Here is a 26901-nt window from a genome sequence, read left to right on the forward strand (position 1 = left end):
CACGAGAAGACGAAGGGCACGGACCCTTCGCCTTTTTAAGCGTTTACGCGCCGACTACGATCGGCTTTGCCAGAGGCGGGACGACGGCGCTGGTGGGCGCGATGCCGGCTTCGAACTCTGGACGGAAGTATTTGATCGCGCTGCCCAACGGCTCCACGGCACCCGGTGCGTGAGCACAGAAGGTCTTGCCTGGGCCGAGGAAGCCCACCAGACCCAGCAGGGTCTCGATGTCGCCGGCCTGGCCTTCGCCGTTTTCAAGGGCCCGCAGCAGCTTGACGCTCCATGGCAGGCCATCGCGGCAAGGGGTGCAGAAACCGCACGACTCACGGGAGAAGAACTCTTCCATGTTGCGCAGCAGCGACACCATGTTGACGCTGTCGTCCACCGCCATGGCCAGGCCGGTACCCATGCGGGTGCCGACCTTGGCGATGCCGCCGGCGTACATTTGGGCGTCCAGGTGTTCCGGCAACAGGAACCCGGTACCGGCGCCGCCAGGCTGCCAGCACTTGAGCTTGTAGCCGTCGCGCATGCCGCCAGCGTAGTCTTCGAACAGCTCACGGCCGGTGACGCCGAATGGCAGTTCCCACAGGCCAGGGTTCTTGACCTTGCCGGAGAAGCCCATGAGCTTGGTGCCCATGTCTTCGCTGCCGTCACGGGCCAGGGATTTGTACCAGTCCACGCCGTCGGCGATGATCGCCGGCACGTTGCACAGGGTCTCGACGTTGTTCACGCAGGTCGGCTTGCCCCACACGCCTACAGCGGCAGGGAAGGGCGGCTTGGAACGTGGGTTGGCGCGACGGCCTTCCAGGGAGTTGATCAGTGCGGTTTCTTCACCGCAGATGTAGCGCCCGGCACCGGTGTGGACGAACAGCTCGAAATCAAAGCCCGAGCCCAGGATGTTCTTGCCCAGGAGGCCGGCGGCCTTGGCTTCTTCCACGGCACGGTTCAGGTGCTTGGCGGCGGTGGTGTATTCGCCACGCAGGAAGATATAGCCACGGTAGGTTTTCAGCGCGCGGGCGCTGATCAGCATGCCTTCGATCAGCAGATGGGGCAGTTGCTCCATCAGCATGCGGTCTTTCCAGGTGTTGGGCTCCATTTCATCCGCGTTGCACAGCAGGTAGCGGATGTTGATGGATTCGTCCTTGGGCATCAGGCCCCACTTCACACCCGTGGGGAAGCCCGCGCCGCCACGGCCCTTGAGGCCGGAGTCTTTCACGGTCTGGACGATGTCGTCCTGGGCCATGTCGCTGAACGCCTTGCGCGCAGCGGCGTAGCCGTTCTTGGCCTGGTACTCGTCCAGCCATACCGCTTCGCCGTCGTCACGCAGGCGCCAGGTCAGGGGATGGGTTTCGGCCGAACGCTGGATGCGGTTGGCGGGCCCGAAGGAAGTCAGGGTCATACGTAGCCCTCCAGCAGTTTGGCGACGCCGTCAGGCTGGACGTCACCGAAGGTGTCGTCGTCGATCATCAGCGCTGGCGCCTTGTCGCAGTTACCCAGGCAGCACACTGGCAGCAGGGTGAAACGACCGTCGGCGGTGGTCTGGCCCAGGCCGATGCCCAGCTTGTTCTGGATCTCGCCGACCACCGATTCGTGGCCACCGATGTAGCAGACCATGCTGTCGCAGACACGAATGATGTGACGGCCTACTGGCTGGCGGAAAATCTGGCTATAGAAGGTGGCCACGCCTTCGACGTCGCTGGCCGGGATGCCGAGGATCTCGCCGATGGCGTAGAGCGCGCCGTCAGGCACCCAGCCACGTTCCTTCTGGACGATCTTCAGGGCTTCAATCGACGCCGCGCGCGGGTCTTCGTAGTGATGCAGCTCGTGCTCGATGGCCGAGCGCTCGGTTTCGCTCAGGGCGAAACGGTCTGTCTGGATAAGCGTGCTGTTCATGCTTAGCGGTCCACGTCGGCCATAACGAAATCGATACTACCCAGGTACGCGATCAAGTCCGCGACCATGCTGCCTTTGATCACTGAAGGGATCTGCTGCAGGTGCGGGTAGCTTGGGGTGCGAATCCGGGTGCGGTAGCTCATGGTGCCGCCGTCGCTCGTCAGGTAATAACTGTTGATGCCCTTGGTCGCTTCGATCATCTGGAAGGACTCGTTGGCCGGCATGACCGGGCCCCACGAAACCTGCAGGAAGTGCGTGATCAGGGTCTCGATGTGTTGCAGCGTGCGCTCTTTTGGCGGCGGCGTGGTCAGCGGGTGATCCGCCTTGTACGGGCCTTCCGGCATGTTGCGCATGCATTGGTCGATGATCTTGATGCTCTGGCGCATTTCCTCGACGCGAACCATGCAGCGGTCGTAGGCATCGCCATTGGCCGCCAGCGGTACTTCGAATTCGAAGTTTTCGTAGCCGGAGTAGGGGCGCGCCTTGCGCAGGTCGAAGTCGCAACCGGTGGAACGCAGGCCGGCACCGGTGACGCCCCATTCCAGGGCCTCTTTGGTGTTGTAGGCGGCGACCCCGATGGTACGACCCTTGAGGATGCTGTTCTGCAGGGCGGCCTTGGTGTATTCGTCCAGGCGCTTGGGCATCCACTCGACGAAGTCCTTGACCAGCTTTTCCCAGCCGCGTGGCAGGTCGTGGGCAACACCACCGATGCGGTACCAGGCCGGGTGCAGGCGGAAACCGGTGATGGCTTCGATCACCGTGTAGGCCTTCTGGCGGTCGGTGAAGGTGAAGAACACCGGGGTCATGGCCCCCACGTCCTGGATATAGGTCCCCAGGAACAGCAGGTGGCTGGTGATACGGAAGAACTCGGCCATCATGATGCGGATGACGTCGACCTTCTCCGGTACCTTGATCCCGGCCAGTTTCTCGACCGACAGCACGTACGGCAGGTTGTTCATCACGCCGCCGAGGTAGTCGATGCGGTCTGTGTACGGGATGAAGCTGTGCCAGGACTGGCGCTCGGCCATTTTCTCGGCGCCACGGTGGTGGTAGCCGATGTCAGGCACGCAGTCGACGATCTCTTCGCCGTCCAACTGCAGGATGATGCGGAACGCACCGTGGGCCGAAGGGTGGTTCGGGCCGAGGTTGAGGAACATGTAGTCCTCGTTGGCGCCCGAACGCTTCATGCCCCAGTCTTCAGGCTTGAAGCGCGCGGCTTCTTCCTCGAGCTGTTGCTTGGCCAGGGACAGGCTGAACGGGTCGAACTCGGTGGCACGGGCCGGGAAGTCCTTGCGCAGCGGGTGACCTTCCCAGGTCGGCGGCATCATGATGCGGGTCAGGTGCGGGTGGCCGGGGAAGTCGATCCCGAACATGTCCCACACTTCACGCTCGTACCAGTTGGCGTTCGGCCAGATGCCGGTCACGGTCGGCACGCTAAGGTCGCTCTCGGACAAGGCGACCTTGATCATTACGTCACTATTACGCTCGATCGACATCAGGTGATAGAACACGGTGAAATCGACGCCGTCGGGCAGCCCTTGACGCTTGGTGCGCAGGCGCTCGTCCACGCCGTGCAGGTCATAGAGCATGACGTACGGCTTGGGCAGGTTGCGCAGGAAGGTCAGGACTTCGACGAGTTTGGCGCGGGCAACCCAAAGCACCGGCATGCCGGTGCGGGTCGGCTGGGCGGTGAACGCCTCGGGGCCAAAACGGTTGTTCAGTTCGACGACCACATCCTGGTCGTCTGCCTTGTAAGGCGGGATGTACAGAGCACTGCCTGTAGTCATGGTCATTTATCGCTTTCGGTCAACGTAAAGAATGAAGCCAGGTTCTCGTTTCTTATGCAGAGCAGAGCTGGATCAGACTTCGTCGGGGCTGCGCAGGTTGGTGACTGCGATACGCTGTTCGCGGCGCTGTTCCTTTTGCGATGGCATGTCGGCGCGATAGACGCCTTGATCGCCAACGACCCAGGACAGTGGGCGACGCTCCTGGCCAATCGACTCCTGCAACAGCATCAGGCCTTGCAGGAAAGCTTCAGGGCGAGGCGGGCAGCCGGGCACGTAGACGTCCACGGGCAGGAACTTGTCCACCCCTTGAACGACGGAGTAGATGTCGTACATGCCACCGGAGTTGGCGCACGAACCCATGGAGATAACCCACTTCGGTTCGAGCATTTGCTCGTAGAGACGCTGGATGATCGGCGCCATCTTGATGAAGCAGGTACCGGCGATAACCATGAAATCCGCCTGGCGTGGCGATGCCCGGATCACCTCGGCGCCAAAGCGCGCGATGTCGTGGGGCGCCGTGAAGGCGGTGGTCATTTCCACGTAGCAGCACGAAAGGCCGAAGTTGTACGGCCACAGGGAGTTCTTGCGACCCCAGTTGACCGTGCTGTTCAGCACGTCTTCGAGCTTGCCCATGAAGATGTTTTTGTGGACTTGATCTTCTAACGGATCGGCGACGGTTTCCCGTTCGCCAATCGGATACTGCTCGTTAGGAGCATCGGGGTCGATCCTGGTGAGATTGTATTGCATTGCCAAAGCCTCATTGTTTCAGCTTCGCTTGCCGCTTGCGCCGAGCTTCCGGAGCCCAATCAAGCGCCCCCACTCGGTAAAGGTAGACAAGACCTGCCAACAGAATTGCTATGAAAACGAGAGCTTCGACGAATCCGGTCCAGCCGCTTTCGCGGACGGACACAGACCATGCAAAGAGAAAGAGGGCTTCGATATCGAAGATCACGAAGAGCATCGCGACCAGATAGAATTTGGCTGAGAGCCGCAAGCGGGCGCCACCGGTAGGTAGCATGCCGGACTCGAACGGTTCATTTTTGCTGCGGCCCCAGGCTTTTGACCCAAGCAGGCTCGACACACCGAGCATGAAAGCACACAGGCCAACAACGCCCAGAAGGAAAATGGCAAAGCCCCAATTGTGGGCCATGAGTCCTGTCGCTTCGGACATGCTGGAAATCCTTAACAGAGAGCAAAGGTCTCTGAGCTTGAATGAAATAACGCAGTGACGATATGTCGCAGCAATCAATCGCGGTGATTTTATGGCTAAACACCGGGCAAGTAAAATTCCTATAGCGAAATTATTTATTGGAATAAGGACATAGCGTGCCTCCAAGACCCTGCGGCCCAGGCCTGGTGGGCGTTGGCCGGTTATTCATCAATAATATTTTGTGCGGAATGCAACAATGATAATGACTTCCAAATGATAATTATTATTATTTGTAGCGGCCTTTCTACGGTGCACTTTGTGTTGTGCCTGAAAGACTGTCTTACATCGCCGCTACTGCAATTGTCAGCGCCGAACGTTTTACTCCTTTTCGGACTGCCCAATACTGCGTTCGATCAATTTTTCTACCCGTGCGCCGAAGTTTTGTGGAGGAGGGGTCGGTGAAGGTTGGCTCTGTGTGGGGGACTGCTCCTGTGGGAGCCAAGCTTGCTCGCAATGCCGGCAACGCGGTCCCGAGGCAGACAGCGTAATCGTTCATCGCGGTCAAGCCCGACTCCCACAGATGCAGGCTTGCTCTTACAGCGTAGGTTGCTTCAAAAAAAACGGGTGAAAAAACCAGGTTCGTCAGATCAATGTCGATCAGTTGAGCCAATGCAGAACCTGTGGCCATGGGGTTTGCGCGTTTAAGCGACACCGCTGTGGTGCTTTAGGCCCGGCCTCGTGCCAATTTTTGCTCGCCAGCCCCGTCCAATCGATGCATCCTCGACTTTCCTTGAATGAATGATATCAAATGGCTATCTTTGTGCTTCATTCATCTAATCATCTATATCAATGCTTGATTAGGCTAACGTCCCTTCTTAGATAGCCGCGCCAGGTTTCATCGTTCGCGGCTGATGACCACAAGGAATGCCATGAACTCTTGGATCGCGAATATGAGCGTTATGCTCAAGCTGGCTTTGGGCTTTGCCGTTGTACTGCTTCTGACCGCTATCCTCGCCGCGACCGGCTGGTTCAGCCTGGGGAAAATGATCGAGCGTACTGATCGAATGACCAGCATCACCGAACTCGGCAACCGTCTTGATCACCTGCGCAGGGCTCGCTTGCAATACCAGGTGGACCGGGGAGATGAACAAAAGGGTGCATTGATCCAGGCGTCACTGGAGCAGTTTGTCGCCAAGCAGAAAAGCCTCGCAAACGAGTTGAGAAAACCTGAAAACCTGAAAAAACTTGCGCTGATCGAGCAGGCCAGCACGCAGTATCAAGTGGCACTGAATACGATGCGCGAGGCTTATCGCAATGACGCCGCCATGCGCAAGGAGATGGGCGCCAATGCGGTCAAGGGTGCCGCGCTGATTGCCAAGCTCATCAATGACGTAGAAGCAATGCCAGCCTCGGATGAGCGCCGTTTCGAGCTGTACAGGGTCATCCTCAAGGCAAAAGAGGACTTGGCACTGGTGCGTTATGAAGTGCGTGGCTATACCGGCAACCCCAACAGCGCCACCGAGCTCGCCGCCGCCCGCCAGCTGGAAAATGCACTCAAGGGCATCGAAACCCTCAACGGCGCTTTCGGTCCGACCTATGCCGACACCATCAAGCAGTTGGAAACTGCGTTGATTGCTTACCGCCGTTCGGTGCAGGATTTCACTGCCAGCAATCAGGCCATTGGCAAGGCCGTGCAGGACACTATCGATCTGGGTGAAACCATCACTCGTCTGTCTGACGAAATGTATGCCAGCCAACTGGTCTCCCGTGACGAAGACAGCGCCCAGGCGCGCATCCTGCAGCTGAGTTGTACGGCCTTGGCGATGTTGTTGGGGATTTTTGCCGCCCTGATCATCACCCGCCAGATTACACGGCCGTTGCAGGACACATTGGCTGTGGTCGATCGCATTGCAGCAGGTGATCTCACGCAGCACGTGATCGTGACCCGTCGTGATGAGCTGGGTGTCTTGCAGCAGGGTATTGAGCGCATGGGCAGCACCTTGCGCGATCTGATCGGTGGCATCCGCGATGGCGTTACCCAAATCGCCAGTGCCGCCGAAGAGCTCTCGGCTGTCACCGAGCAGACCAGTGCCGGGGTCAACAGTCAGAAGACCGAGACCGATCAGGTGGCTACCGCCATGCACGAAATGTCGGTCACCGTGCATGAAGTCGCGCGTAATGCCGAACAAGCTCGCGCAGCTGCATCAGAGGCCGATGCACAAGCTCGTATTGGGGACCAGGTGGTCGCGCAAGCCATCGTTCAGATTGAGCGCCTGGCCGGCGAGGTCGGGCGTTCAGTCGAAGCCATGAACGAGCTGGAACAGGAAAGCGGGCGCATCGGCAAGATCATGGACGTGATCAGGGCGGTGGCTGAGCAGACCAACTTGCTGGCCCTTAACGCCGCCATCGAGGCCGCTCGCGCGGGTGACGCCGGGCGCGGTTTTGCCGTGGTCGCCGATGAAGTGCGCGGATTGGCCCAACGTACCCAGCATTCCACCGAAGAGATCGAAAGCCTGGTGGCGGGCTTGCAGAACGGCACGCGCCAGGTATCGAGCATCATGCGAAACAGCCGCGAACTGACCGACAGCAGCGTGGAGTTGGCAGGCAAAGCCGGAACCTCCCTGGGCAACATCACCCAGGCGGTTTCCGGCATTCAGGCCATGAACCAGCAGATTGCCGCCGCCGCGGTGCAACAGAGCTCGGTGGCCGAGGAAATCAGCCGCAGTATCCTGAGCGTGCGCGATGTATCCGAGCAGACCGCCTCGGCCAGCGAAGAAACCGCAGCCTCCAGCATCGAACTGGCGCGCCTGGGTAACCAGTTGCAGCAGTTGGTCAGTCACTTCAAGGTGTGAAAAACGGAGCGGGAAAAATCGGCAGAAAAAAGCCCCGAACCGGTCGGGGCTTCAGATCATCGGCTTTGCGGTTAGCTTTTACTCGGTCCGCAAGGGCCGTTTACGGCGTGTATCAGTGGAACTGTTCTTCTTCGGTGGAACCGGTCAGTGCGGTCACCGACGAAGTGCCGCCCTGGATCACGGTGGTCATGTCGTCGAAGTAGCCGGTGCCCACTTCCTGCTGGTGAGCCACGAAGGTGTAGCCCTTGGCGGCGTCAGCGAACTCTTGCTCTTGCAGCTTCACGTAGGCGGTCATGTCGTTGCGGGCGTAGTCGTGCGCCAGGTTGAACATGCTGTGCCACATGTTGTGAATGCCGGCCAGGGTGATGAACTGGTGCTTGTAGCCCATGGCGGACAGTTCGCGCTGGAACTTGGCGATGGTCGCGTCGTCCAGGTTTTTCTTCCAGTTGAAGGAAGGCGAGCAGTTGTACGACAGGATCTGGTCTGGGTATTCCTTCTTGATCGCTTCGGCGAAGCGACGCGCCTCGTCCAGGTCCGGCTTGGCGGTTTCGCACCAGATCAGGTCGGCGTACGGTGCGTAGGCCAGGCCACGGGCGATGGCTTGGTCGAGACCGGCACGCACCTTGTAGAAGCCTTCCTGGGTGCGGGTACCGGTTACGAACGGTTGGTCGTACGGGTCGCAGTCGGAGGTCAGCAGGTCAGCGGCGTTGGCGTCGGTACGGGCCAGGATGATGGTCGGTACACCGGCAACGTCGGCGGCCAGGCGGGCAGCGGTCAGCTTCTGCACAGCTTCCTGGGTCGGAACCAGTACCTTGCCGCCCATGTGGCCGCATTTCTTCACCGAAGCCAGTTGGTCTTCGAAGTGAACGCCGGCGGCGCCTGCTTCGATCATGCTTTTCATCAGCTCGTAGGCGTTCAGGACGCCACCGAAACCGGCTTCAGCGTCAGCCACGATCGGCGCGAAGTAGTCGATGTAGCCTTCGTCGCCCGGGTTCTTGCCGGCTTTCCACTGGATCTGGTCGGCGCGACGGAACGAGTTGTTGATGCGCTTGACCACGGTTGGAACCGAATCCACCGGGTACAGCGACTGGTCGGGGTACATCGACTCGGCGGAGTTGTTGTCCGCGGCCACTTGCCAGCCCGACAGGTAGATCGCCTGGATGCCGGCCTTGACTTGCTGCACAGCCTGGCCGCCGGTCAGGGCGCCCATGCAGTTGACGAAATCTTTCTCGGGACGGAAGGCTGGCTTGGCGCCCTGGGTGACCAGGTTCCAGAGCTTGTCGGCGCCCATTTTCGCAAGGGTGTGCTCAGGTTGAACCGAGCCACGCAGACGGACGACGTCAGCAGCGGAATAATTGCGCTTCACGCCTTTCCAGCGCGGGTTTTCAGCCCAGTCTTTTTCAAGGGCTGCAATTTGCTGTTCGCGTGTCAGTGCCATGGAGATAAACCTCGTCGCATAGGTCTTGGTGGAAAATTCCTGCTCCTGCCGACCAGGGGTTGGCGTACAAGTCGGTTCAGGCGGGGAGGCGACGGGATGAACGATGGGCTCGAGGGGAAAGTGAGCAGGTAGGGGCGAACTGCGGGCGCATTCGGGCGTCGTGGGCCTCCATACGAACTCAGAGTGATGCCGGGTTACCTAGTTACGCTTCCGTCCCTCGGGACAACTTCGTTCCAGTCGCAACCTCGTCAAACACACCTTGTGGGCGGTACAGACACGAATCGGCTCGCAGGGTAGTTGCAAGCGTCGACCCGAAGGCCCTTGCCAGGGCCCCTGATTAGCGGGAGCGAGGCCATCATGCCTTCGGTTTTTTGCCTCGTCAAACGTTTTGTAGTGCTTTTTTTATGGCACTACATCTTTGGTCTAATACGACTCATCAGTCAGTTTTTGGTGCTTCAGTTCAGGGTATCGACCTTGACCCGCAAAATCATGTCGTCGCGGCCCTGGGTAGAGTAGCTGCGGGTCAGGCCCTGCTTGTCGGCTTGAGTCTGGCGATTCACGCCGGCCAGGGTGATCCATTCGCCCAGGCGACCGCTGACGGTTGTGTCGGTACTCTGAACGTTCACTACATCGGGACGTTCCTGGCTCATGCGGTCACGGTTGGTACTGATGCTGAGATGAACGGTCTCGCCGGTGACGCTCGCCGTGACATAAAAACCCTGGGTGACGTTGCGGTATTCGGTCTGGCTTTGCAGGCGGCCGTAGTTGTCGGTCTGGCTGCTGGTGAAGGGCACGCTCTGGCCGACCTGGATCAGCGCTGGCTGGCCTTCGCTGGCTTGCACCTGCTGCACGCCGCCGTCACGGCTGGCGGTGCTGCGGTTGATGATGCGGGTCTGGCTGGGCGCGGCGCCGTTGATCGAGTAACCCTGGTCGCCCTGCAGGTTGTTTTCGTTGGTGTCGACCGTAATCAGCAGGCGCTTGGGCGCAGTGTCCAATTGGGCCAGGAACTGCCGGAGTTCTTCGATCTTGCCGGGCTCGGCGTTGACGATCAGTTGGTTGCCGTAGGCGCTGACCTGGCCGTCCTTGCCGATGAAGTTCTGTGCCACCGGCAGCAGGTCGGCGCTGGTGCGGTAGTTCAGCGGCACGATTTGCGTATCGGCCACGGCTGACAGGCTGCTACCAAGCAGCAAGAGGGTCAGCAGGGTGCGTAGAAGCATGTCCATTTCTCCATGAGACTAAGGCCTGATATTGCCAGTTTGTCGGCCCCGGGTGGAGCAAGTTGAATGTTAGACGGCAAAACGCCCCGGCATCGGTGGATGGCGGGGCGTTTCGAGGTTGCATGATGCATTTGTGGCGAGGGAGCAAGCTCCCTCGCCACAGGTTTCAGGCCGAGCGCCGCACCATGTCCACATGCGGAATCCCGGCTTCCAGGAACTCCTCGCTGACCACTGCAAACCCCAGCCGCTCATAGAACGGCGTGGCGTGCACCTGGGCGCTGAGCATCTGCTGCTGGAGCCCACGCTTCTCGGCTTCGGCGATCACGGCGTGCATCAGCGCATCGCCCACCTTCAGGCCACGCCAGTCCTTGAGGACCGAGACGCGGCCGATATGGCCGTCGGTCAGCAGGCGGGCGGTGCCGATGGGAAAGTCGCCTTCAAACGCCAGAAAATGCACCGCGCTCTGGTCGTCGGCATCCCATTCCAGCTCAGGTGGAACGGACTGCTCGGCAATGAACACGGTCTCACGAATGCGCCGGATCTCGGCGTTATCCTTTTGCCAGTCTGCGACACGAACGTGAATTTTATTCATCAGCGAACCCCAGGCTGCCTTGCTTGACCAGCTCGCAGACCAGGCCGCGACCGTCTTCGTCGGCCAGCCACGGACCGAGGTTCTCGATGTGCAGGGCGTCGGCGGCGCAGATCATTTTCAGCAACTCGCGCAGCTTGCCCGGCAGGTAACGGCTCTGGCCGCTGGCGAACAGCAGCAGGTCGTCATCGACTTCCGACCAGGCCAGGCGCGCGCTCGGGTTGCGAATGATCACGGCACCTTGTTCCAGGCTGGCCAGCAGGTCGTCTTCTTCCAGTTCCGGGCCCACCACCAGTTCCGGGTAGCGCGGCTCGGTCATGAACTGGCCAAACCAGGTCAGCAGCAGGCGCTCGTCGCTCATGTGCTCGGCCAGCAAGCCCTTGAGGCGGTCGAGGGCGTCCTGCTGGATCTGGTGCGGATCGGCTACAGGGCGTGCGTCGGCGTCGGTGTAGCGTTCTTCGTCCGGCAGGAACTGGCTGAGGAAGTCGGTGAAGTGGGTCAGGACTTCAGCGGCGCTCGGCGCACGGAAACCCACCGAGTAGGTCATGCAGTCGTCCACGGCCACGCCGCAGTGCGCCAGGCGCGGCGGCAGGTAGAGCATGTCGCCCGGTTCCAGGGTCCACTCATCGGTGGCTTCGAATTCAGCGAGGATGCGCAGGTCGGCGTGCTGCAGCAGCGGGCTTTCGGAGTCGCACATCTGGCCGATTTTCCAGTTGCGCTGGCCGTGGCCCTGCAGCAGGAACACGTCATAGTTATCGAAATGCGGACCCACGCTGCCACCGGGTGCGGCGAAGCTGATCATCACGTCGTCGATGCGCCAGCTCGGCAGGAAGCGGAAGTTCTCCAGCAGCTCGCTGACTTCCGGTACGAACTGATCGACCGCCTGTACCAGCAGGGTCCACTCGCGCTCTGGCAGCTTGCTGAATTCGTCTTCGGCAAACGGGCCGCGACGCAATTCCCAGGGACGCTCGCCATGCTCGATCACCAGGCGCGATTCGACTTCTTCTTCCAGGGCCAGGCCGGCCAGTTCGTCGGCATCGATCGGGCTTTGGAAGTCAGGAATCGCCTGACGGATCAGCAGGGGTTTTTTCTGCCAGTAGTCGCGCAGGAACTCCCGTGCCGTGATGCCGCCCAGGAGTTGCAGAGGAATATCAGGATTCATGTGTAACCTATTGAAAAAATATACTTTTCAGACGCGAATAAAAACGCCCGGCGCGGCCGGGCGTCTCAAAGGTAAAGCCGTGGATCAGATGCGCTTGGCTTGTGCTGCTGCGTTGCCGATGTAACTGGCCGGCGTGAGCTTTTTCAGCTCAGCCTTGGCGTCGGCAGGCATGTCCAGGCCATCGATGAAAGTCTGCAACGCTTCAGGGCTGATGCCCTTGCCACGGGTCAGTTCTTTCAGCTTTTCATACGGGTTTTCGATGTTGTAGCGACGCATCACGGTCTGGATCGGTTCGGCCAGGACTTCCCAGCAGGCGTCCAGGTCGGCGGCGATCTTCTGCTCGTTCAGTTCCAGCTTGCTGATGCCCTTGAGGCTGGCTTCGTAGGCAATGACGCTATGGGCAAAACCCACGCCCAGGTTGCGCAGCACGGTGGAGTCGGTCAGGTCGCGCTGCCAGCGGGAGATCGGCAGTTTGCTCGCCAGGTGCTGGAACAGCGCGTTGGCGATGCCCAGGTTGCCTTCGGAGTTTTCGAAGTCGATCGGGTTGACCTTGTGCGGCATGGTCGAGGAACCGATTTCGCCAGCGATGGTGCGCTGCTTGAAGTAACCCAGGGAAATATAGCCCCAGATGTCACGGTCGAAGTCGATCAGGATGGTGTTGAAGCGCGCGATCGCATCGAACAGCTCGGCGATGTAGTCATGCGGTTCGATCTGGGTGGTGTAGGGGTTGAAGCTCAGGCCCAGCTCGTCTTCGATGAAGGCGCGGGCGTTGGCTTCCCAGTCGATGTCCGGGTAGGCAGACAGGTGGGCGTTGTAGTTGCCCACGGCGCCGTTGATCTTGCCCAGCAGCGGCACGGCGGCCACCTGGGCGATCTGGCGCTCCAGGCGGTAGACCACGTTCGCCAGTTCCTTGCCCAGGGTGGTCGGCGAAGCCGGTTGACCGTGGGTGCGCGACAGCATCGGCACGTCGGCGAAGCGGATCGCCAGCTCGCGGATGGCCTGGGCGGTCTGGCGCATCAGTGGCAGCATCACCTCATCACGGCCTTCGCGCAGCATCAGGGCGTGGGACAGGTTGTTGATGTCCTCGCTGGTGCAGGCGAAGTGGATGAACTCGCTGACATTGGCCAGTTCCGGCAGCTTGGCCGCCTGCTCCTTGAGCAGGTATTCGATGGCCTTGACGTCGTGGTTGGTGGTGCGCTCGATCTCTTTGACGCGCTCGGCGTGCTCCAGCACAAAATTTTCTGCGAGGGCGTTCAACACCGCGTTGGCTTCGGCGGAAAACGCCGGTACTTCGCTGATGGCAGGGTGGGCGGCCAGGCGCTGGAGCCAGCGCACTTCAACCAGGACGCGGGCACGGATCAGGCCGTACTCGCTGAAAATCGGGCGCAGGGCCTGGGTTTTGCCGGCGTAGCGGCCGTCAACAGGGGAAACCGCAGTGAGCGAAGAGAGCTGCATGGGGTGTTCTCGGACAGTCGGGCAACGAAATGGGGCGCGTATCATACATGAAAACAATCGCCGGTCCGTCGCCAACTGACCGGCGTGTTACGCGTAACGAACTACAAAAACGGGTTGAGGCGACTTATTCGTTGCGCATCAACGGGTAAAGCTCTTTAAGCAATTTGCGTCGGCTGATCACCAGTTGCCAGCGATGGCCGCCCAGCTGCCGCCACAGCCGTGCCGAACGAATCCCGGCCAGCAACAGGGCGCGGATCTTCGAGGCATTGCTCGGTTGCTGCAGGTTGCGCATGTCGCCATGCACCTGGATGCGCTGGCGCAAGGTGCTCAGGGTGTCCTGGTACAGCGCGCCGCAGGCCACGATGACGTTTTCGTGGGACGGGCCGAAGTGCTCCACCTGGGACTGGATCTGCGGCAAGCGTTTGCCTATGGTTTCCAGCAGGTCGTCGCGCTTGGCCAGCTGGCGCTCAAGGCCCAGCATCGACAGGGCATAGCGCAGCGGTTCGCGTTGCAGGGCGCTGGGATCGCGCTCCAGGGCGCCGATCAGCGCACGATAGCCTTCGCGCAGGTTCAAGTCGTCGCCGCCATAGACCTCCAGGGTGTCCTTGGGATCGCGAACCAGCAGGCTGCCGAGCATGCAAGCCACGCCCGCTTCGGTGGCTTGGCCGGTCTTGGCGATCCTGTCCACCAGCACGGCGGCGAGAAACACGCCGCCCAATGCCGTCAGTTGTTCCTGGATGGGGCTCATGCCTTGCTGCTCCAGGGCTCTGCGACTTCGATCACGCCGCCGCCCAGGCAGATTTCGCCGTCATAGAACACCACGGACTGGCCGGGGGTGACCGCCCGCTGCGGGTCATCGAAGGTGGCACGGTAGCCCGTGGCGGTTTTTTCCAGGGTGCAGGGCTGGTCGCTCTGGCGGTAGCGAACCTTGGCCGTCAGGCGACGTGGTTCGCTGAGGTCGATCGGGTTGACCCAATAGATGTCGGAGGCGAGCAGGGCGCGGGAAAACAACCATGGGTGGTCGTTGCCCTGGCCGACGATCAGCTCGTTGTGCTCCAGGTCCTTGACCAGCACGTACCACGGCTCTTCGCCGGCGTCTTTCAGGCCGCCGATGCCCAGGCCCTGGCGCTGGCCGATGGTGTGGTACATCAGGCCATGGTGACGGCCGATGACTTCGCCTTCGGTCGTCTTGATCTCGCCCGGCTGGGCCGGCAGGTACTGCTTGAGGAAGTCGCTGAAACGGCGCTCACCAATAAAGCAGATCCCGGTGGAGTCTTTCTTCTTGGCGGTGGCGAGCTGGTGTTTTTCGGCGATCGCGCGCACTTCGGGCTTTTCCAGTTCGCCTACCGGGAACAGGGTCTTGGCGATCTGCTCGCCGCCGACGGCATGCAGGAAGTAGCTCTGGTCCTTGTTCGGGTCCAGGCCCTTGAGCAGTTCGGTGCGGCCGTCGATGTCGCGGCGGCGCACGTAGTGGCCGGTGGCGATCAGGTCGGCGCCGAGCATCATGGCGTAGTCGAGGAACGCCTTGAACTTGATCTCGCGGTTGCAGAGGATGTCCGGGTTCGGCGTGCGTCCGGCCTTGTATTCGGCCAGGAAGTGCTCGAACACGTTGTCCCAGTACTCGGCGGCGAAGTTGGCGGTGTGCAGCTTGATGCCGATCTTGTCGCACACGGCCTGGGCGTCCGCCAGGTCGTCCATGGCGGTGCAGTATTCGGTGCCGTCGTCTTCTTCCCAGTTCTTCATGAACAGGCCTTCCACCTCATAACCCTGCTCGATCAGCAGAAGGGCGGAAACGGAAGAGTCCACGCCGCCGGACATGCCGACAATGACGCGCTTCTTGGATGTGTCAGAAGGAGCTGGATCACGCATAGGAGTTCAATGAGTGTCTTGAAAAAGGACGCGATTCTATCAGGCCCGGGCGCACAAGGCTAAAGAGAAGGACGGATCAGCGTCAGACTGTGGCAATGGCCGGCCAGATAATCGTCGATGCAGCGGATGATCAGCTCGCTGCGCCAGTGCTCGCGCTGTTCGAGCAGTTCGTCGCGGGTCAGCCATTTGGCGCCGAGGATGCCGTCGTCCAGTTGATACTCGGGGTGGTGTTTCAAGGCCTTGGCGGCGAAACAGACGCGCTGGTAGGTCACACCGTTGCTGGGGGCGGTGTACAGGTAAATACCCACCACGGCCGTGGGTTCGACGTCCCAGCCGGTTTCTTCCAGGGTTTCGCGCACGGCGGCTTCGGTCAGGGTTTCGTTCGGGTCAAGGTGGCCGGCGGGCTGGTTGAGCACTGCGCGTCCGGCCTTGGATTCTTCCACCATCAGGAAGCGGCCGTTGTTTTCGACGATGGTGGCGACGGTGATGTGGGGTTGCCAGTTCATAAGGTTCTTCTATTTCTCGGATTGGTATGTGGGTTGCGGGGGGGATTGAGTACATATCCGTTGCTGCGGTCACGGCTGCCTATGGCTCCGCTCTTACAGCGGCTCACTTTTGAGAAGCCCGGAAGCCGGCCCAGTCAAAAGTAAGCAAAACGCTCATGCCCCACCACTCGGTGCCTCGCCTAGGCTCGGCATGCCCTCTCTCCGGAATTGCTCCGTGGGCCGCCGCGAAGGGCCATCCATGGCCCAGCGCGGCTATCCCGGCATCCATGCCGGGATGCCCGCTCCACAATGCCTGCGTTCGGCCATCGTGGTTAACGGGGCGCCCCAGATCAAGATCAAAAGCGAGGCGGCCTAACAGCCGGCCTGGTTCTCCTGGTCATACACCTGTCAGATCTGTGGGAGCAAAGCTTGCTCGCGAGGCGGCCTAACAGCCGGCCTATCTCTCCGACCGTACCCCGATCTTATTGTGGGAGCGAGCTTGCTCGCGATAGCGGTGGGTCAGTCAATATTTGAATTGAATGATGAATTGCAATCGCGAGCAAGCTCGCTCCCACAGGGGTGGGTTCTAAATGCCAGAAACACAAACCCCGGCACTAGGCCGGGGTTTGTAGTACTGCCTACAACCTTACACCAGCGCAGCAATCGCCGCGTTGAAGGTGTTGCTCGGGCGCATGGCCTTGCTGGTCAGCTCCGGGTTGGCGAAGTAGTAACCGCCGATGTCCACGGGCTTGCCTTGCACGGCATTGAGTTCGGCAACGATTTTTTCTTCGTTGTCGGTCAATGTCTTGGCCAGGGAAGCGAACTGAGCCTTGAGGGCTGCGTCGTCGTCTTGAGCGGCCAGTGCCTGGGCCCAGAACAGGGTCAGGTAGAAGTGGCTGCCGCGGTTGTCGATGCCGCCGACCTTGCGCGAAGGCGACTTGTTGCGGTCCAGGAACTCACCGGTAGCCTGGTCCAGGGTCTTGGCCAGCACCAGCGCTTTAGGGTTGTTGTAAGTCACGCCCAGGTGCTCGAGGGACGCGGCCAGGGCCAGGAACTCGCCCAGGGAATCCCAGCGCAGGAAGTTTTCTTCCAGCAATTGCTGCACGTGCTTGGGGGCCGAGCCGCCAGCGCCGGTTTCGAACAGGCCACCGCCGTTCATCAGCGGTACGATCGACAGCATCTTGGCGCTGGTGCCCAGTTCCATGATCGGGAACAGGTCGGTCAGGTAGTCGCGCAGTACGTTGCCGGTCACCGAGATGGTGTCCTTGCCTTCGCGGGTGCGGGCCAGGGTGAACTTCATCGCGTCGACCGGCGACATGATGCGGATGTCCAGGCCGGCAGTGTCGTAGTCCTTCAGGTAGGTCTGGACTTTCTCGATCACGACGCCGTCATGGGCGCGCATCGGGTCCAGCCAGAAGATCGCCGGGGTGCTGCTGGCGCGGGCGCGGTTGACGGCCAGTTTGACCCAGTCCTGGATCGGCGCGTCTTTGGTCTGGCACATGCGGAAGATGTCGCCAGCTTCGACGCTCTGCTCCAGCAGGGTGCGACCGTTGCTGTCCGAAACACGGACAACGCCGTCGACCTTGATCTGGAAGGTCTTGTCGTGGGAGCCGTACTCTTCGGCTTTCTTGGCCATCAGGCCAACGTTCGGCACGCTGCCCATGGTGGTTGGGTCGAAGGCGCCGTGTTGCTTGCAGTCTTCGATCACCGCCTGGTAGATGGTGGCGTAGCAGCGATCCGGGATCACGGCCTTGGTGTCGTGCAGTTGGCCGTCGGTGCCCCACATCTTGCCGGAGTCACGGATCATGGCCGGCATCGAGGCGTCGACGATGACGTCGCTCGGCACGTGCAGGTTGGTGATGCCTTTGTCGGAGTTGACCATCGCCAGGGATGGGCGCGCTGCGTAGACCGCCTGGATGTCGGCTTCGATCTGCGCCTGCTGCTCGACCGGCAGGGCCTTGATGCGGGCGTACAGGTCGCCGATGCCGTTGTTCAGGTTGAAGCCGATCTGCTCCAGCACTTGTGCGTGCTTGGCCAGGGCGTCTTTATAGAACTCGGCAACGATCTGGCCGAACATGATCGGGTCGGAGACCTTCATCATGGTGGCCTTGAGGTGAACCGACAGCAGAACGCCTTTTTGCTTGGCGTCTTCGATTTCAGCGGCGATGAAGTCGCGCAGGGCGTTTTTGCTCATCACGGCGCAGTCGAGGATCTCACCGGCTTGTACGGTGGTTTTTTCCTTCAGGACAGTGGCAGTGCCATCCTGGGCGATCAGCTCGATTTTCACGCTGCCGGCGGCGTCGATCAGGGCGGCTTTTTCGCTGCCGTAGAAATCACCGGTGCTCATGTGGGCTACATGGGATTTGGAGTCGGCTGCCCAGGCGCCCATCTTGTGCGGGTGCTTGCGGGCGTAGTTCTTGACCGACAGCGGCGCGCGACGGTCGGAGTTGCCTTCGCGCAGGACCGGGTTCACGGCGCTGCCCTTGATCTTGTCGTAGCGGGCGCGAGCGTCTTTCTCGGCGTCGCTGGTCACGGTTTCCGGGTAGTCCGGCAGTGGGTAGCCCTGGGCCTGCAATTCCTTGATCGCGGCCTGCAGTTGCGGTACCGAGGCGCTGATGTTCGGCAGCTTGATGATGTTGGCTTCGGGCGTAACGGCCAGGTCGCCCAGTTCGGCGAGGTGGTCGGCTACGGCTTTGTCACCCAGTTGCTCGGGGAAGCTGGCCAGGATGCGCCCTGCGAGGGAGATATCGCGGGTTTCCACGGCGATATCGGCCGAAGCGGTAAAGGCTTCGACGATCGGCAGCAGCGAGTAGGTGGCGAGGGCGGGCGCTTCGTCGGTGAAGGTATAGATGATCTTCGAGCGGGTGGGCATATTCGGATTAACTCTCTTCTTTGCTAAAGCATGCGCAGAAACTCGAGGGGCGCCGGGTAAGCGCGTTCGTTCAAAGTCATCCGTGAACCGAATGTCGAGGTTTCTTCGCGGTGATGTTGGGTGCATCAGTCGAGCGTCAAGCGGTTGGGCCGCGGTAACGGTCCGGCTTTTAAACTGGCGGAAAGACCTGTGATAGAGCGCTCAGCCAGCGTGACCCTGTGGTCAGCGGCGGCATTATACATAGGTAGCTGGCAATCTGCCGATGGTTCATAGACTTCCGTACACGTCCATTGGTCTAAACGTCGCAGTACCCAAGGAGCAGGCTATGCTCATGTTTGGCGCTTTTCCCTTGGTTTTCAGGGTTGTACACCGCGAACTGCAACGCTTTACCCCGGATGAGCCTAACGTAGGGTTTGCGCGCCGATTCAAGTGGGGTACGCTCGAACGCAGCCAGATGTTCAATCCAAGCAACGGAGTTCAGCATGGGGTATCAAAAGATTCAGGTTCCAGCCGTCGGTGACAAAATTACCGTCAATGCAGACCATTCTCTTAATGTTCCCGACAACCCGATCATCCCCTTCATCGAAGGCGACGGCATTGGCGTCGATATCAGTCCGGTCATGATCAAGGTTGTGGACGCTGCGGTTCAGAAGGCCTATGGCGGCAAGCGCAAGATTTCCTGGATGGAAGTCTATGCCGGTGAGAAAGCGACTCAGGTCTACGACCAGGACACCTGGCTGCCCCAGGAAACCCTGGACGCGGTCAAGGATTACGTGGTTTCCATCAAGGGTCCGCTGACCACGCCGGTGGGCGGTGGTATCCGTTCGCTGAACGTGGCCCTGCGCCAGCAGCTCGACCTGTACGTGTGCCTGCGTCCGGTGCGCTGGTTCGAAGGCGTGCCAAGCCCGGTCAAGAAGCCTGGCGACGTGGACATGACCATCTTTCGCGAGAACTCCGAGGACATCTACGCAGGCATTGAGTGGAAGGCCGGTTCGGCTGAAGCCACCAAGGTCATCAAGTTCCTGAAAGAAGAAATGGGTGTGACCAAGATCCGTTTCGACGAGGACTGCGGCATCGGCATCAAGCCGGTTTCCAAGCAAGGCACCCAGCGCCTGGCTCGCAAGGCCTTGCAATATGTTGTCGACAATGACCGCGATTCGCTGACCATCGTGCATAAAGGCAACATCATGAAGTTCACCGAAGGTGCCTTCAAGGAATGGGCCTACGAAGTGGCGGCCGAGGAGTTCGGCGCGACCCTGCTCGACGGCGGGCCGTGGATGCAGTTCAAGAACCCGAAGACCGGCAAGAATGTCGTCGTCAAGGACGCCATCGCCGATGCGATGTTGCAGCAGATCCTGTTGCGTCCGGCCGAATATGACGTGATCGCCACCCTGAACCTGAACGGTGACTACCTGTCCGACGCCCTGGCGGCGGAAGTGGGTGGTATCGGTATTGCGCCAGGCGCCAACCTGTCCGACACCGTGGCAATGTTCGAAGCCACCCACGGTACCGCGCCCAAGTATGCCGGCAAGGACCAGGTCAACCCTGGCTCGCTGATCCTGTCGGCGGAAATGATGCTGCGTCACATGGGTTGGACCGAAGCGGCCGACCTGATCATCAAGGGCACCAACGGCGCGATTTCGGCCAAGACCGTGACCTATGACTTCGAACGTCTGATGGAGGGCGCCAAGCTGGTGTCGTCTTCGGGCTTCGGTGATGCCCTGATCTCGCACATGTAAGCGGATCGGCGCTCAGCGCGAATGCCCGGCTCGAGTGATCGAGTCGGGCATTTTCATTTGTCCGGTGCGGCGGCCGGTCAATGGGTTTCGGTGACCCTGACCTGGACAGGGGCGGGCGTTTCTTCGACGGTGACAACCCTGATGTTGACCGCGTGCAGGCCCTTGGGTCCCTGGATGACGTCGAACGTCACAGGCTGTCCGGCCTTCAGGGTTTTATAGCCTTCCATGTTGATGGCCGAGTAATGGGCGAAAAGGTCTTCATCATCCCTGCCGGCCGCGATAATGAAACCGTAGCCCTTGGCATTGTTGAACCATTTCACCTTGCCATTCATCTTGACGACCGACATAACCCATTTCCCTCTGCAACGCACTCCATCACTGGAGTATCATCCAGTCCATCCGCAGGCTAATCTTGAAGTAAGGATAGATTCCACGGACCTTTTTAACCCACGATGGGCTCTATTGGTTGTAACACCGTTTTGCCGATAGTCAAGGTGGCCGGGTGGTCGTGGTTGAAATCGCCCACAAGCGCCCCCATCACTGTATTCGCCAACTAAACGAACCTTTCTTTCCATGCATGCAGTCAGCCAGATTCGACTAACATTCAATCAGGATCGCCCGGATCTACACGACGACGATTCCGCAGGCATTGCTGTTCAGGAGGCAAAGCCTGCATTACAGGCGCCACCGATGTACAAGGTGGTTTTGTTCAACGATGACTACACACCGATGGATTTCGTCGTCGAAGTGCTCGAGGTGTTTTTTAACCTGAATCGCGAGCTGGCGACCAAGGTCATGCTGGCCGTCCATACAGAGGGACGGGCAGTATGTGGAGTGTTTACCCGCGACATCGCCGAGACGAAGGCCATGCAGGTCAACCAGTACGCCCGGGAAAGCCAGCATCCGCTACTCTGTGAAATCGAGAAGGACGGTTAACGCCGACCACTTGGGTATGAGGTGAAGCTATGTTAAACCGCGAGCTCGAAGTCACCCTCAATCTTGCCTTCAAGGAGGCTCGTTCGAAGCGTCATGAATTCATGACCGTCGAACACCTGCTGCTGGCCCTATTGGATAACGAGGCTGCCGCCACCGTTTTGCGTGCCTGCGGCGCGAACCTCGATAAACTCAAGCATGATCTGCAGGAGTTCATCGACTCCACCACGCCATTGATCCCCGTCCATGACGAGGATCGCGAAACCCAGCCAACCCTGGGCTTCCAGCGTGTCCTGCAGCGTGCTGTCTTCCATGTACAGAGCTCGGGCAAGCGTGAAGTCACCGGCGCCAACGTGCTGGTTGCCATCTTCAGCGAGCAGGAAAGCCAGGCGGTGTTCCTGCTCAAGCAGCAGAGCGTTGCGCGTATCGATGTCGTCAACTACATCGCCCATGGCATCTCCAAGGTGCCGGGGCATGGCGATCATTCCGAGGGTGAGCAGGATATGCAGGACGACGAGGGCGGTGAGTCTTCTTCTTCAGGCAACCCATTGGATGCCTATGCCAGCAACCTGAACGAACTGGCACGCCAGGGACGCATTGACCCGCTGGTCGGGCGCGAAGCGGAAGTCGAGCGTGTCGCACAGATCCTGGCTCGGCGTCGCAAGAACAACCCATTGCTGGTGGGCGAGGCGGGCGTGGGCAAGACCGCAATCGCCGAAGGCCTGGCCAAGCGCATCGTCGACAACCAGGTGCCGGACCTGCTGGCCAACAGCGTGGTGTACTCCCTCGATCTGGGTGCCTTGCTGGCCGGTACCAAATACCGCGGTGATTTCGAGAAACGCTTCAAGGCGTTGCTTGGCGAGTTGAAAAAACGTCCGCAAGCGATCCTGTTCATCGACGAGATCCACACCATTATTGGTGCCGGGGCGGCGTCGGGTGGGGTCATGGATGCGTCTAACCTGCTCAAGCCGTTGCTGTCGTCGGGTGATATCCGTTGCATCGGCTCGACCACGTTCCAGGAATTCCGCGGGATCTTCGAGAAAGACCGTGCCCTGGCCCGGCGTTTCCAGAAGGTCGATGTGTCGGAGCCTTCGGTGGAAGACACCATAGGTATCCTGCGCGGCCTGAAAGGGCGTTTCGAGCTGCACCACAACATCGAATACAGCGATGAGGCCCTGCGCGCGGCGGCTGAGCTGGCCTCGCGTTACATCAACGACCGGCACATGCCGGACAAGGCCATCGACGTCATCGACGAGGCGGGTGCCTACCAGCGCCTGCAACCGGTGGAGAAACGCGTCAAGCGCATCGAAGTGCCTCAGGTCGAGGACATCGTGGCGAAAATCGCGCGTATTCCGCCTAAGCACGTCACCAGTTCCGACAAGGAGCTGCTGCGTAACCTGGAGCGTGACCTGAAGCTGACGGTGTTCGGCCAGGATGCGGCCATCGACTCGCTGTCGACCGCCATCAAGCTGTCCCGCGCCGGTCTCAAGTCACCAGACAAGCCAGTGGGTTCGTTCCTGTTCGCCGGTCCTACCGGTGTCGGCAAGACCGAGGCTGCGCGGCAGCTGGCCAAGGCAATGGGTATCGAGCTGGTTCGCTTCGATATGTCCGAGTACATGGAGCGCCACACCGTATCGCGTCTGATCGGTGCGCCTCCAGGCTATGTCGGTTTCGACCAGGGCGGCCTGCTGACCGAAGCCATCACCAAGCAGCCACACTGCGTATTGTTGCTCGATGAAATCGAGAAGGCGCATCCGGAAGTCTTCAACCTGCTCCTGCAGGTCATGGACCACGGTACGCTCACCGATAACAACGGGCGCAAGGCGGACTTCCGCAACGTGATCATCATCATGACCACGAACGCCGGGGCCGAAACCGCGGCTCGAGCTTCGATCGGTTTCACCCATCAGGACCACTCGTCCGATGCGATGGAAGTGATCAAGAAGAGCTTCACGCCTGAATTCCGCAACCGCCTGGACACCATTATCCAGTTTGGTCGCCTCAGCCATGAAGTCATCAAGAGCGTGGTGGACAAGTTCCTTACCGAACTTCAGGCGCAGCTCGAGGACAAGCGTGTATTGCTGGAAGTCACCGATGCGGCCCGCAGTTGGCTGGCAGAAGGTGGTTACGATGTGACGATGGGCGCGCGGCCGATGGCTCGCTTGATCCAGGACAAGATCAAGCGTCCGCTGGCCGAGGAAATCCTCTTTGGCGAACTGGCCGAGCATGGCGGTGTGGTCCACATCGACATCAAGGACGGCGAACTGACCTTCGACTTCGAAACCACGGCCGAAATGGCCTGATCGTTAGTCGCAACACAGCAAAAGGCGCCGAAAGGCGCCTTTTTGCTATTCCAGCCCCACACCAATCCCTTGTGGGAGCGAGCAAGCTTGGCTCCCACAAACAAAAACGCCCGGCATCAGCCGGGCGTTTTGTATTGACTTGTTAGCGAGCGCGGTAAGTGATGCGCCCTTTGCTCAAGTCATAGGGCGTCAGCTCGACGCGCACTTTGTCACCGGTAAGAATACGAATGTAGTTCTTGCGCATCTTGCCGGAGATATGCGCGGTTACGACGTGCCCATTTTCCAACTCCACACGAAACATGGTGTTGGGCAGGGTGTCGACGACAGTGCCTTCCATTTCGAAGCTGTCTTCTTTCGACATGCAGTAAAGCCCTCGGTATCCAGTGAATGGCCCGGTGCAACTGCGCCAGGCAAAAGCGGCGTGCATTGTGCCCGAAAAAGGGGGTTCAAGCCAAGGGGTTCTAGCTTTTAAGCCGAAGGGATCTAACTCAGGACAACCCACCGTTGGTTAATCAGCAGTTCAATGGGGCGATATTGGGTCTTGTAGTTCATTTTCTTGCAGTTCTTGATCCAGTAGCCCAGGTACACCGCTTCCAGTCCCAGGCGCCGGGCTTCGTTGATTTGCCAGAGGATGGCAAACCGCCCCAGGCTGCGCCGTTCTTCGTCTGGCTCGTAGAAGGTGTACACCGCCGAAAGCCCATTGGGCAGCAGGTCCGTGACGGCGATGGCGACCAGGCGCCCTTCGAGGCGGAATTCGTAGAAGCGGGAAAACGGCAGATCACGTACCAGGAAGGTCGAGAACTGATCCCGACTGGGCGGATACATGTCGCCATCGGCATGGCGTTGTTCGATGTAGCGCTGGTACAGGTCGAAATATTCTTCAGTGAACTGCGGCTTGGCTGGGCGGACCTGAAGGTCGGCGTTGCGCTTGAAAATGCGTTTCTGCTGACGATTGGGCAAAAATTGCGCCACAGGGATGCGCGCCGGGACGCAGGCGTTGCAATGCTGGCAATGGGGCCGGTAGAGATGGTCGCCACTACGACGAAAGCCCATTTCCGACAGGTCTGCGTAGACATGCACATCCATGGGCTGGCTAGGGTCGAGGAACAGCGTCGTGGCCTGCTCCTCTGGCAGGTAACTGCAAGAGTGGGGCTGAGTGGCATAGAACTTCAAGCGCGCCAACTCGGTCATGATCAACCCTCGGATAAGCTTTTAAATTTAAGTGTAAGCCACGCGCGCGAATGTCGCTCAGCAAACCCAGGTTGCGTGGTTGGGTTGATCCAGATGGGCCTTGAGATAGCCCGCAAACTCAGTCCGTGGAATCGAGCGGGCGCCCAGGCTGTGCAGATGCTCGGTGGGCATCTGGCAGTCGATCAGCACGAAACCGGCGGCCTTGAGGTGTTGGACCAGCCTCGCGAAGCCGAATTTCGACGCATTGTCGGCCCGGCTGAACATGGACTCGCCAAAAAACAGCTGGCCCATGGCCAAGCCATACAGGCCGCCCACCAATGCCCCTTGGTCCCACACTTCCACCGAATGGGCGAAACCGCGTCGGTGCAGTTCCAGATAAGCGGTTTGCATGGCGTCGGTGATCCAGGTGCCCTCGGCATAGTCCCGCGGCGCGGCGCAGGCCTGGATGACCGCGGCAAAATCCCGATCGAACGTCACTTCATAGCGCTGCTTGCGCAGCAGTTTGCCCAGGCTGCGGGATATGTGCAGTTCGTCGGGAAACAGCACCGTGCGCGGGTCCGGCGACCACCAGAGGATCGGCTGCCCCTCGGAAAACCATGGGAAGCAACCATGGCGATAGGCCTGGATCAGCCTGTCGGCGGATAGATCGCCACCGGCGGCCAATAACCCGTTGGGATCGCGCATGGCTTTTGCCAGTGGCGGGAACTCGAAAGTGTTGCGTTGTAACCAGGTCAGCATTGGTATCCGGCTTAGTAGAAGGGGAGGGCGGCAGGTGGCGGGCCTCGTCCATCAGCGAGCGCCCGCCTGGAAGGTTAACCGTCAAACGGCCGGGATGTCATCGAGATACTTCTCTGCGTCGAGTGCGGCCATGCAGCCAGCGCCGGCGGAGGTAATCGCTTGGCGATAGACATGGTCGGCCACATCGCCGGCGGCGAACACGCCTTCGATATCGGTCGCGGTGGCGTTGCCTTCGTTGCCGCCGCGTACGAGCAGGTAGCCGTCACGCATCTTCAACTGGCCCTGGAACAGCTCGGTATTGGGTTTATGGCCGATAGCAATGAACACGCCGGCCAGGGACAGGGTGCTGGTTTCGCCGGTCTCGCTGTGGCGCAGGCGCGCGCCAGTCACGCCGCTGGCGTCGCCCAGGACTTCGTCCAGGTTCTGGTTCCAGTGCAGCTTGATATTGCCGCTGGCGGCCTTTGCGAAGAGTTTGTCCTGCAGGATCTTCTCTGAACGCAGCTTGTCGCGACGGTGGATCAGGTGCACTTCCCTGGCGATGTTCGACAGGTACAGGGCTTCCTCGACCGCGGTATTGCCGCCGCCGACCACGGCCACCACCTGGTTGCGATAGAAAAAGCCATCGCAGGTCGCACACGCCGAAACTCCCTTGCCGGCGAAGCTTTCTTCCGAAGGCAGTCCCAGGTACTGGGCTGAGGCACCGGTGGCAATGATCAGCGCATCGCAGGTGTAGGTGCCGCTGTCGCCGATCAATTCGAATGGGCGCTGTTGCAACTTGGCGGTGTGGACATGGTCGTAGACGATCTGCGTGTCGAAGCGCTCGGCGTGCCGTTGCATGCGTTCCATCAGTACCGGGCCCGTCAGGCCTTCGACATCGCCGGGCCAGTTATCGACTTCCACCGTGGTGGTGAGCTGGCCACCGGCCTGCAGGCCGGTAATGACAACGGGTTTGAGGTTGGCGCGGGCAGCATAGACGGCAGCGCTGTACCCCGCAGGGCCGGAACCGAGAATGATCAGGCGTGAATGCTTCACTTCGCTCATAAAAAACACCTCATAAGCCTTTGTCACAAAAGAGAATGCATGGTCCAATTGGCGCGTGTACACCCTGTATCCGGCTATGCTGTCAGGCAATGCCTTGGCGCGGACAAACCCGTACAATGCTTGAGTTTTGAACGCAGGATGGGCTAAAGATCAAAATCTTCGGCAACACCTGCGGTTTTCTGGATGC

General features: G+C 60.1%; 24 protein-coding genes and 1 pseudogene. 5 read left to right on the forward strand and 20 right to left on the reverse strand.

Annotated features, from left to right (window positions below):
* Positions 1 to 43: 43 nt before the first annotated feature.
* The 6 genes from nuoF to AB4O22_RS07410 form a co-directional block, all read right to left on the reverse strand.
* Entirely contained in the window at positions 44 to 1399 is a 1356-nt protein-coding gene (nuoF, locus tag AB4O22_RS07385) for an NADH-quinone oxidoreductase subunit NuoF (protein WP_003203373.1), read from the reverse strand.
* Entirely contained in the window at positions 1396 to 1893 is a 498-nt protein-coding gene (gene nuoE / locus AB4O22_RS07390) for an NADH-quinone oxidoreductase subunit NuoE (RefSeq protein WP_003203372.1), read from the reverse strand. Before nuoE ends, nuoF begins: the two co-directional genes overlap by 4 nt.
* A gap of 2 nt (positions 1894 to 1895) precedes the next feature.
* Positions 1896 to 3680: an NADH-quinone oxidoreductase subunit C/D gene (nuoC, locus tag AB4O22_RS07395; protein ID WP_003203370.1), complete on the reverse strand. Its 1785-nt coding sequence runs from the start codon at positions 3678 to 3680 to the stop codon at positions 1896 to 1898.
* 72 nt (positions 3681 to 3752) lie between these two features.
* Positions 3753 to 4427: a NuoB/complex I 20 kDa subunit family protein gene (locus AB4O22_RS07400; protein WP_013693708.1), complete on the reverse strand. Its 675-nt coding sequence runs from the start codon at positions 4425 to 4427 to the stop codon at positions 3753 to 3755.
* 10 nt (positions 4428 to 4437) lie between these two features.
* Positions 4438 to 4851 carry an NADH-quinone oxidoreductase subunit A gene (locus tag AB4O22_RS07405; RefSeq protein ID WP_003203367.1) on the reverse strand — a complete coding sequence of 138 codons (414 nt, stop codon included), beginning with the start codon at positions 4849 to 4851 and terminating at the stop codon, positions 4438 to 4440.
* A gap of 319 nt (positions 4852 to 5170) precedes the next feature.
* Positions 5171 to 5518: a hypothetical protein gene (locus AB4O22_RS07410; protein WP_223471588.1), complete on the reverse strand. Its 348-nt coding sequence runs from the start codon at positions 5516 to 5518 to the stop codon at positions 5171 to 5173.
* 376 nt (positions 5519 to 5894) lie between these two features.
* Here AB4O22_RS07410 and AB4O22_RS07415 point away from each other — a divergent pair.
* Both AB4O22_RS07415 and AB4O22_RS07420 read left to right on the forward strand, forming a co-directional pair.
* A pseudogene (locus AB4O22_RS07415) lies at positions 5895 to 6779 on the forward strand (methyl-accepting chemotaxis protein); the annotation flags it as partial.
* 198 nt (positions 6780 to 6977) lie between these two features.
* A complete protein-coding gene (locus tag AB4O22_RS07420; RefSeq protein ID WP_373557694.1) occupies positions 6978 to 7682 on the forward strand; it encodes a methyl-accepting chemotaxis protein in 705 nt (234 codons plus the stop codon).
* Between the two features lie 112 nt (positions 7683 to 7794).
* Here AB4O22_RS07420 and aceA read toward each other — a convergent pair whose 3' ends face one another.
* From aceA to AB4O22_RS07465, 9 genes are all read right to left on the reverse strand, one after another.
* Positions 7795 to 9120: an isocitrate lyase gene (gene aceA / locus AB4O22_RS07425; protein ID WP_003203364.1), complete on the reverse strand. Its 1326-nt coding sequence runs from the start codon at positions 9118 to 9120 to the stop codon at positions 7795 to 7797.
* Between the two features lie 455 nt (positions 9121 to 9575).
* Positions 9576 to 10337, reverse strand: a complete 762-nt coding sequence (locus AB4O22_RS07430; protein ID WP_003203361.1) for a secretin N-terminal domain-containing protein — start codon at positions 10335 to 10337, stop codon at positions 9576 to 9578.
* 166 nt (positions 10338 to 10503) lie between these two features.
* Entirely contained in the window at positions 10504 to 10929 is a 426-nt protein-coding gene (locus tag AB4O22_RS07435; protein WP_003203360.1) for a GNAT family N-acetyltransferase, read from the reverse strand.
* Positions 10922 to 12088, reverse strand: coding sequence for a ribosomal protein uL16 3-hydroxylase (locus AB4O22_RS07440; RefSeq protein WP_003203358.1), 1167 nt, complete (start codon positions 12086 to 12088; stop codon positions 10922 to 10924). Before AB4O22_RS07440 ends, AB4O22_RS07435 begins: the two co-directional genes overlap by 8 nt.
* 84 nt (positions 12089 to 12172) lie before the next feature.
* Entirely contained in the window at positions 12173 to 13543 is a 1371-nt protein-coding gene (purB, locus tag AB4O22_RS07445; protein WP_060613977.1) for an adenylosuccinate lyase, read from the reverse strand.
* A 124-nt stretch (positions 13544 to 13667) separates the two neighbouring features.
* A complete protein-coding gene (gene hflD / locus AB4O22_RS07450) occupies positions 13668 to 14291 on the reverse strand; it encodes a high frequency lysogenization protein HflD (protein ID WP_460105678.1) in 624 nt (207 codons plus the stop codon).
* The gene (mnmA, locus tag AB4O22_RS07455) at positions 14288 to 15412 is read right to left on the reverse strand and encodes a tRNA 2-thiouridine(34) synthase MnmA (RefSeq protein ID WP_057450008.1); all 1125 of its coding nucleotides are present in this window, start codon (positions 15410 to 15412) and stop codon (positions 14288 to 14290) included. The genes hflD and mnmA overlap by 4 nt, the downstream gene beginning before the upstream one ends.
* Before the next feature lie 59 nt (positions 15413 to 15471).
* On the reverse strand, positions 15472 to 15918 hold the full coding sequence (locus AB4O22_RS07460) for an NUDIX hydrolase (protein WP_223471590.1): 447 nt from the start codon (positions 15916 to 15918) through the stop codon (positions 15472 to 15474).
* A gap of 625 nt (positions 15919 to 16543) precedes the next feature.
* Positions 16544 to 18769: an NADP-dependent isocitrate dehydrogenase gene (locus tag AB4O22_RS07465; protein ID WP_223473093.1), complete on the reverse strand. Its 2226-nt coding sequence runs from the start codon at positions 18767 to 18769 to the stop codon at positions 16544 to 16546.
* 482 nt (positions 18770 to 19251) lie between these two features.
* Between AB4O22_RS07465 and icd the strand changes: the two genes are divergently transcribed.
* Positions 19252 to 20508 carry an NADP-dependent isocitrate dehydrogenase gene (icd, locus tag AB4O22_RS07470; RefSeq protein ID WP_003203344.1) on the forward strand — a complete coding sequence of 419 codons (1257 nt, stop codon included), beginning with the start codon at positions 19252 to 19254 and terminating at the stop codon, positions 20506 to 20508.
* Positions 20509 to 20585: 77 nt separating this feature from the next.
* On the opposite strand, the gene AB4O22_RS07475 is transcribed toward icd, so the two are convergent.
* Positions 20586 to 20855, reverse strand: coding sequence for a cold shock domain-containing protein (locus AB4O22_RS07475; protein ID WP_003203343.1), 270 nt, complete (start codon positions 20853 to 20855; stop codon positions 20586 to 20588).
* Positions 20856 to 21081: 226 nt separating this feature from the next.
* On the opposite strand from AB4O22_RS07475, the gene clpS reads away from it, so the two are divergent.
* The gene (gene clpS / locus AB4O22_RS07480) at positions 21082 to 21444 is read left to right on the forward strand and encodes an ATP-dependent Clp protease adapter ClpS (protein ID WP_003180089.1); all 363 of its coding nucleotides are present in this window, start codon (positions 21082 to 21084) and stop codon (positions 21442 to 21444) included.
* 29 nt (positions 21445 to 21473) lie between these two features.
* Entirely contained in the window at positions 21474 to 23744 is a 2271-nt protein-coding gene (gene clpA / locus AB4O22_RS07485) for an ATP-dependent Clp protease ATP-binding subunit ClpA (RefSeq protein ID WP_003203340.1), read from the forward strand.
* Positions 23745 to 23886: 142 nt separating this feature from the next.
* Here clpA and infA read toward each other — a convergent pair whose 3' ends face one another.
* The 4 genes from infA to trxB form a co-directional block, all read right to left on the reverse strand.
* Positions 23887 to 24105, reverse strand: a complete 219-nt coding sequence (infA, locus tag AB4O22_RS07490) for a translation initiation factor IF-1 (protein WP_002553999.1) — start codon at positions 24103 to 24105, stop codon at positions 23887 to 23889.
* A 122-nt stretch (positions 24106 to 24227) separates the two neighbouring features.
* Positions 24228 to 24935: an arginyltransferase gene (locus AB4O22_RS07495; protein WP_003203338.1), complete on the reverse strand. Its 708-nt coding sequence runs from the start codon at positions 24933 to 24935 to the stop codon at positions 24228 to 24230.
* Between the two features lie 57 nt (positions 24936 to 24992).
* Positions 24993 to 25673 carry a leucyl/phenylalanyl-tRNA--protein transferase gene (gene aat, locus AB4O22_RS07500; protein WP_003203336.1) on the reverse strand — a complete coding sequence of 227 codons (681 nt, stop codon included), beginning with the start codon at positions 25671 to 25673 and terminating at the stop codon, positions 24993 to 24995.
* A gap of 81 nt (positions 25674 to 25754) precedes the next feature.
* The gene (trxB, locus tag AB4O22_RS07505; RefSeq protein WP_460096059.1) at positions 25755 to 26714 is read right to left on the reverse strand and encodes a thioredoxin-disulfide reductase; all 960 of its coding nucleotides are present in this window, start codon (positions 26712 to 26714) and stop codon (positions 25755 to 25757) included.
* Positions 26715 to 26901: the final 187 nt, after the last annotated feature.

The sequence above is a fragment of the Pseudomonas sp. S3_B11 genome, assembly GCF_054667715.1.

Bases quoted from the DNA above. Each gene is read 5' to 3' on its own strand.
- AB4O22_RS07460 (WP_223471590.1), bottom strand. From the start codon at position 15,918: ATGAACTGGCAACCCCACATCACCGTCGCCACCATCGTCGAAAACAAC.
- nuoE (WP_003203372.1), bottom strand. From the start codon at position 1,893: ATGAACAGCACGCTTATCCAGACAGACCGTTTCGCCCTGAGCGAAACC.
- AB4O22_RS07475 (WP_003203343.1), bottom strand. From the start codon at position 20,855: ATGTCGGTCGTCAAGATGAATGGCAAGGTGAAATGGTTCAACAATGCC.
- AB4O22_RS07495 (WP_003203338.1), bottom strand. From the start codon at position 24,935: ATGACCGAGTTGGCGCGCTTGAAGTTCTATGCCACTCAGCCCCACTCT.
- aceA (WP_003203364.1), bottom strand. From the start codon at position 9,120: ATGGCACTGACACGCGAACAGCAAATTGCAGCCCTTGAAAAAGACTGG.
- mnmA (WP_057450008.1), bottom strand. From the start codon at position 15,412: ATGCGTGATCCAGCTCCTTCTGACACATCCAAGAAGCGCGTCATTGTC.
- infA (WP_002553999.1), bottom strand. From the start codon at position 24,105: ATGTCGAAAGAAGACAGCTTCGAAATGGAAGGCACTGTCGTCGACACC.
- clpA (WP_003203340.1), top strand. From the start codon at position 21,474: ATGTTAAACCGCGAGCTCGAAGTCACCCTCAATCTTGCCTTCAAGGAG.
- aat (WP_003203336.1), bottom strand. From the start codon at position 25,673: ATGCTGACCTGGTTACAACGCAACACTTTCGAGTTCCCGCCACTGGCA.
- icd (WP_003203344.1), top strand. From the start codon at position 19,252: ATGGGGTATCAAAAGATTCAGGTTCCAGCCGTCGGTGACAAAATTACC.
- AB4O22_RS07410 (WP_223471588.1), bottom strand. From the start codon at position 5,518: ATGGCCACAGGTTCTGCATTGGCTCAACTGATCGACATTGATCTGACG.
- trxB (WP_460096059.1), bottom strand. From the start codon at position 26,714: ATGAGCGAAGTGAAGCATTCACGCCTGATCATTCTCGGTTCCGGCCCT.
- AB4O22_RS07430 (WP_003203361.1), bottom strand. From the start codon at position 10,337: ATGCTTCTACGCACCCTGCTGACCCTCTTGCTGCTTGGTAGCAGCCTG.
- purB (WP_060613977.1), bottom strand. From the start codon at position 13,543: ATGCAGCTCTCTTCGCTCACTGCGGTTTCCCCTGTTGACGGCCGCTAC.
- AB4O22_RS07420 (WP_373557694.1), top strand. From the start codon at position 6,978: ATGTCGGTCACCGTGCATGAAGTCGCGCGTAATGCCGAACAAGCTCGC.
- nuoC (WP_003203370.1), bottom strand. From the start codon at position 3,680: ATGACTACAGGCAGTGCTCTGTACATCCCGCCTTACAAGGCAGACGAC.
- clpS (WP_003180089.1), top strand. From the start codon at position 21,082: ATGCATGCAGTCAGCCAGATTCGACTAACATTCAATCAGGATCGCCCG.
- nuoF (WP_003203373.1), bottom strand. From the start codon at position 1,399: ATGACCCTGACTTCCTTCGGGCCCGCCAACCGCATCCAGCGTTCGGCC.
- AB4O22_RS07405 (WP_003203367.1), bottom strand. From the start codon at position 4,851: ATGTCCGAAGCGACAGGACTCATGGCCCACAATTGGGGCTTTGCCATT.
- AB4O22_RS07400 (WP_013693708.1), bottom strand. From the start codon at position 4,427: ATGCAATACAATCTCACCAGGATCGACCCCGATGCTCCTAACGAGCAG.
- AB4O22_RS07465 (WP_223473093.1), bottom strand. From the start codon at position 18,769: ATGCCCACCCGCTCGAAGATCATCTATACCTTCACCGACGAAGCGCCC.
- hflD (WP_460105678.1), bottom strand. From the start codon at position 14,291: ATGAGCCCCATCCAGGAACAACTGACGGCATTGGGCGGCGTGTTTCTC.
- AB4O22_RS07435 (WP_003203360.1), bottom strand. From the start codon at position 10,929: ATGAATAAAATTCACGTTCGTGTCGCAGACTGGCAAAAGGATAACGCC.
- AB4O22_RS07440 (WP_003203358.1), bottom strand. From the start codon at position 12,088: ATGAATCCTGATATTCCTCTGCAACTCCTGGGCGGCATCACGGCACGG.